This is a genomic window from Pseudomonas sp. (assembly GCF_030147005.1).
Classification (GTDB): domain Bacteria; phylum Pseudomonadota; class Gammaproteobacteria; order Pseudomonadales; family Pseudomonadaceae; genus Aquipseudomonas.
On sequence record NZ_JASLAW010000255.1, the window covers coordinates 1 to 4,899 of the forward strand.

A 4,899-nucleotide genomic window follows, 5' to 3' on the forward strand; every position below is an offset into this window, starting at 1 on the left:
ATTCACCTACAACACCAGCGGCCATCTGCTCTGCGTCGACGAAACCGGCCACGACGACAGCGGCGAGCGCCCGCAGCGTCGCACCGACTTCGAACGCGACGCGGCCGGCCGCCTGCTCAGCAAGATCACCGCCGAGGCGCGGCACGACTATCACTACGATGACGCCGATCGCCTGCTGAGCATCGCGCGTCAGCCCAGCCTGCAGGGCAAACGCCTGGGGGTGCAGCCCGAAATCCTGCGCTTCAGCTACGATCCGCTGGGCCGCCTGATCGAGGAAGCCGGGCCACAAGGTGCGTTGGGTTACCACTATGACCCGTTGGACAACCTCAGCACCCTGACCCTGCCGGATGGCCGCGCCCTCAACCACCTGTATTACGGCAGCGGGCACCTGCACCAGATCAACCTCGACGGCCAGTTGATCAGCGACATCGAACGCGACGACCTGCACCGTGAAGTACTGCGCAGCCAGGGCCGCCTCAGCAGTTGCTTTGGTTACGACGTGCGCGGGCGCAAGCACTGGCAATTCGCGTCGCGCCGGGGCGCCGAACGCCTGTCGCGGGTGCTGCAACCGCAACGCGACACCCACGACCTGTTCGACGATCCCGGCAGTTACCTGCAGCGCCAGTATCACTACGACAAGGCCGGGGAACTGGCCAGCAGCAGCGACCGCCAGCGCGGTGCCAGCGTCTACCGCTACCTGAAAACCGGCGACCTGCTCAGCCGCAGCACCCGTGAGCACCTGAACAACGAACACTTCGAGACCGACCCGGCCGGCAACCGCCTCGACCCCGAGCGCGGCACCCGTTTCGGGCATATCAAGGACAACCGCCTGCGGCACTGGCAGCAATACCACTACCGCTACGACGCCTGGGGTAATGTGATCGAGCGGCGCAGCGCCCACCAGCGCCAGCTGTTTGAATACGACAGCGAGAACCGTTTGGTGCATGCCGTGCGCTACGGTGATGGCAAGCTGCTGAATGACGCCCGGTACCAGTACGATTCCCTGGGCAGGCGCACGCACAAACAGGTGGAGATCGAAGGGGCACTCACCACCACGCAGTTCCTCTGGCAGGGCTTGCGCCTGCTGCAAGAGACCTGCGGCGGCCGCCAGCAACTGTATATTTATGAACCCGACAGCTATGCACCACTGGCGCGGGTGGATCGCACAGACGGCGGCAAACCCAGCCTCTACTACTTCCACACCGACCAGATCGGCACACCGCTGGAGGTCACGAGCGCCCAGGGCGATCTGGTCTGGCAGGCCCGCTACAAGGCCTGGGGCGAGGTGGAACGGTTCGAGGTGCAGAGCATGGAGCAGCACCTGCGCTTTCAGGGGCAATACTTCGATGTAGAGACCGGGCTTCACTACAACACGTTTCGCTATTACGATCCGGCGGTAGGCCGCTTTACCACGCAGGATCCGATTGGGTTGTTGGGTGGGGAGAACCTGTATCAGTATGCGGTGAATCCGACGGGGTGGGTTGATCCGCTTGGATTAAATGCATGCGGGACTACCAAAGGAAACGGCAAGTTTACCGAGCCGGCACTGCCACCAAAGTTAATCGCACAACATGGAGATGTTAAAATTGTCCACTACACCCGAAGTGGGGATCATGGCCCCGCCCACTTGCACGTCAAAGGAGGTGGCAAAGAGACAAAGATCGGTCAAGCAGGTAAACCAATAAAAGGCGCCCCACTCCAACTTCTGAGCAGCAAGCTGCCATTGACGCCAATAAATCAGCAATCAGAAAATCAGTTGACAAGATACAACGCTGGTTCAGATTCCAAAATCGCTAACAAGAGGCCGAGAAAAATGAAAGATCTATGGGTATTTAATGGTGCAATGGCTCGCTTTCCATCGGCATTATTCACCTCACTTGAAGATGCGAAAGCTTGGATAAAGCATAATAAACTTACAGGAATTCTAACCAAATACCCTGTCGACATAGGAGTTTATGACTGGGCAATTAAAAATAGCTTCTTCCGCCCAACAGAAGCCAAACATAGCGAATCATCATTTATTGGCAGTTTTACGTGCGCTTCCATGGATCATTTTCACTTCGAGGATGGAGAGGAGGATTGAAAACCACTCACCACGCCGAGCTTGACCGTGCCGAAGGAGTTGAACTTCCAGTTTGGCAGGCTCCGAATGATGACGTGCACCTAACACTAAATGGCGACCATGCAAAAATAATTTTTCAAGTATGGGATGATCAAGCCAAATATTCCAGTCACTGCGGAGTTCTTGATTTCTCACAAATGTGGGGAATACGATGCGAAAGAAACAAAGATCTTTCTTATTACCCCAACATGTCAGATGACGAATACAAATCTTGCTATTGGGTTGTACCCAACTCATCTTGGCTAAGAAAACTGCAATCCGAACGCAACCAAGACTTCCCAGGCTGGGAAAAGTACGATAAAAGCGAATACGTGCATTACATAGTACAGAGCAACAAATTTTATATCGAAATCATAGCAGCGAGCATAAAGTTTTCAAGATTGCTTTGCTGTGAACAGATCAAACCCTGAATAGCGAGGCCTCACGTACCACGGCCGTCTCAGTAGTTATTTTATCTACGTTGCGCGGGACGCCGAGCAACCTGTTCGACGATCCCGGCAGTTACCTGCAGCGCCGGTATCACTACGACAAGGCCGGGGAACTGGCCAGCAGCGACCGCCAGCGCGGTGCCAGCGTCTACCGCTACCTGAAAACCGGCGACCTGCTCAGCCGCAGCACCCGTGAGCACCTGAACAACGAACACTTCGAGACCGACCCGGACGGCAGCACGTGGAGGGTCACGTATGACAGCCAAGGCAATTTGCTTACCGAGACGGACGCACTGGGACATACCACCCAGTACCTCAATAGCAACGACGGCCTGCCGCACACGATTGTGGACGCCACCGGCAAATCGAAGTACCTGTGGTGGAATGCCTTGGCCCAGGTCGAACGTTTCCAGAACTGTTCAGGTAAAAGCACCTCCTACCGCTACGACGACCGTTATCATCTGGTTGCCATCACGAATGCACTGAACCAGACCACCGCCCTAACCCGTAAGCCAAACGGCGAAGTTCTGCACATCGAGCACCCTGACGGCTCTACAGAACGCTTCACCTACAATGCCTTCGGCCATCCGCAATTTTATCACTGTGACGACTGAGCGCTGGGCGCGGAAGTCGGGGAGGACGGTGTGACCCAGCTAATCGAGAAACCGAAAGTCGGGATGATCGTTCGGAAAATCAGAAGCGGAACGATGTACCAAATCGATATTGTGGAGGCAGACAGCGTGTATCTGAGACCTTACTGGCCTGGACACGGCTCAAGGTCCACCTGGAAGACTTGCTGGCGGCTTTGGCGTGACTATGTGCGCGTTGACGATACCTCTGTCACGGCGGTAGCGCCATGACCACCCACCGAATCCAAGACAACACCGGCCGCTAGCACCGTGTCAGCAAGTCGACATCAACCCGAGGGAGCTACGTCAGCTTCCACCGTGGCGAGCCAAGCAGACTTTGGCGGCCGGGGCAATTCAAGGCTGTGGAGGTGGTATGAGCGACGAAGCCGAGATTGTGTTTGTGGATGGGCTGGGCAAGATGCTCGGCCGAACTGAAGCTTCTGTAAGGGAAGGAATTCGCCGGGGCGTACCGTGGCCGCCCAAGGGTTTCAAGAGGGGCATCAGGCATTGCTGGCTGAAAGAGGATGTGCGGGAGTTCTTGCGGGCGTGCCGCGACGGGGAGAACAAGGCTCCGAAGGTCGGACGGAAGCGGTTGCCGCCGCCGACCTTGCGGGGTGTGGCCTGATGCTTGGGCTATCCCAGTTTCTCTGCCAAGTCGTTTGGGCAAAGGTGCGTGTATCGCTTCAACATCGACAGGGTTTTGTGACCGGTGATGCTCGCAATTTCCATCATAGACAGGCCGCGCTCGAACAAGCGGCTTGTGGCCTCGCGGCGCATATCGTGAAGGCGGAGGTCTTTGATCTTCGCCTTCACGATATGCGCCAGGGCGAAATAGTTGCTAACGCTGTCGAGCTTCAAATGAAAGAACCTGCCGCCGTCAATCGGCGTCGGCAACCCATCTAAGAGCTCCACCGCCCGCTTTGACAGTGGAACAGATCGACGCTCGCCATTCTTCGTGTCTTCGAGGAATGCTACCCTCCCCCGAACTTGATCCTTTCGCAGCATGACCAGCTCAGACCGGCGCATCGCCGTCTCGACTGCCAACTCAATAATCACCGGCAGCTCGGCATTGAAATCGCCTGCATGCTTGAGCAGCACCTTCAGCTCGGCAGTTGTCCGCCGGCGCTCCCGTTGTTTACTGCCCTTCGGCATGCGGATGGCGGTGCACGGGTTTTCAGGCCCTGGATACCCCAGTCTTTGGACGCGACTGTATTAGGTAGCTGATCAGCGCAAGATTCAGGCGAACAGTAGCTGTGGACTTCCCGGCCTTCAGCTCGGCATCCCGGTACACGGCCATATCGCTCGAGCGAATTGCGGCCAGTGAATTTTCGCCCCACGCCGACTTCTGCCACTTCTTGGCACGCACCTTCTCCTGGGCAGACCCCTTCTTCGACTCGCTGACCTCATTAACGTAACGCGTCAGCGCTTCAGTTAGTGTTGTGCTCTCCGCTTCCCGCGTGTCGACGAATCGCGAGCGTGACATATCGCCCTCAATCTCGGCCGCCCATCGTTGGGCTTCTGCCTTGGTGTCGAAGGTTGCAGAAAGTGTCGGGTATCCTTTGCGACGGATCTGGGCTCGCCAGGCGTCACCGCGTTTCTCGTAATAGGCCATTTGCGGATATTGAAGGGGCTTGGGGGAATCGAGACAAGCCATTCCCCCAGGATTCCCCCAAATACAAAAAAGCCCCGAGGCAGTTAAGCGCTCGGGGCCTTTAAATAT

The 4,899-nt window shown here is 56.9% G+C and carries 4 protein-coding genes and 2 pseudogenes; 4 read left to right on the forward strand and 2 right to left on the reverse strand.

What is annotated here, in order from left to right:
• The 4 genes and pseudogenes from Q1V60_RS24830 to Q1V60_RS24845 all read left to right on the forward strand — a co-directional run.
• Positions 1-2,083, forward strand: a 2,083-nt coding sequence (locus Q1V60_RS24830; protein ID WP_300635789.1) for an RHS repeat-associated core domain-containing protein, incomplete at its 5' end; no start/stop codon positions are given.
• Positions 2,080-2,532: a hypothetical protein gene (locus Q1V60_RS24835; RefSeq protein WP_300635791.1), complete on the forward strand. Its 453-nt coding sequence runs from the start codon at positions 2,080-2,082 to the stop codon at positions 2,530-2,532. The genes Q1V60_RS24830 and Q1V60_RS24835, both read left to right, overlap by 4 nt.
• A gap of 245 nt (positions 2,533-2,777) precedes the next feature.
• Positions 2,778-3,134: pseudogene (locus Q1V60_RS24840) on the forward strand (hypothetical protein); the annotation flags it as partial.
• A gap of 418 nt (positions 3,135-3,552) precedes the next feature.
• Positions 3,553-3,804 (forward strand): hypothetical protein, encoded by a 252-nt coding sequence (locus Q1V60_RS24845; protein WP_300635793.1) that lies wholly within the window; start codon positions 3,553-3,555, stop codon positions 3,802-3,804.
• An 8-nt stretch (positions 3,805-3,812) separates the two neighbouring features.
• Here the strand turns inward: Q1V60_RS24845 and Q1V60_RS24850 are convergent, their stop codons facing one another.
• Positions 3,813-4,331 (reverse strand): site-specific integrase, encoded by a 519-nt coding sequence (locus Q1V60_RS24850; RefSeq protein WP_300635795.1) that lies wholly within the window; start codon positions 4,329-4,331, stop codon positions 3,813-3,815.
• 22 nt (positions 4,332-4,353) lie between these two features.
• A pseudogene (locus tag Q1V60_RS24855) lies at positions 4,354-4,899 on the reverse strand (hypothetical protein); the annotation flags it as partial.

What these genes read in the sequence shown, in the direction of transcription:
- Q1V60_RS24845 (WP_300635793.1), top strand. Translation starts at nt 3,553, where the DNA reads ATGAGCGACGAAGCCGAGATTGTGTTTGTGGATGGGCTGGGCAAGATG.
- Q1V60_RS24850 (WP_300635795.1), bottom strand. Translation starts at nt 4,331, where the DNA reads ATGCCGAAGGGCAGTAAACAACGGGAGCGCCGGCGGACAACTGCCGAG.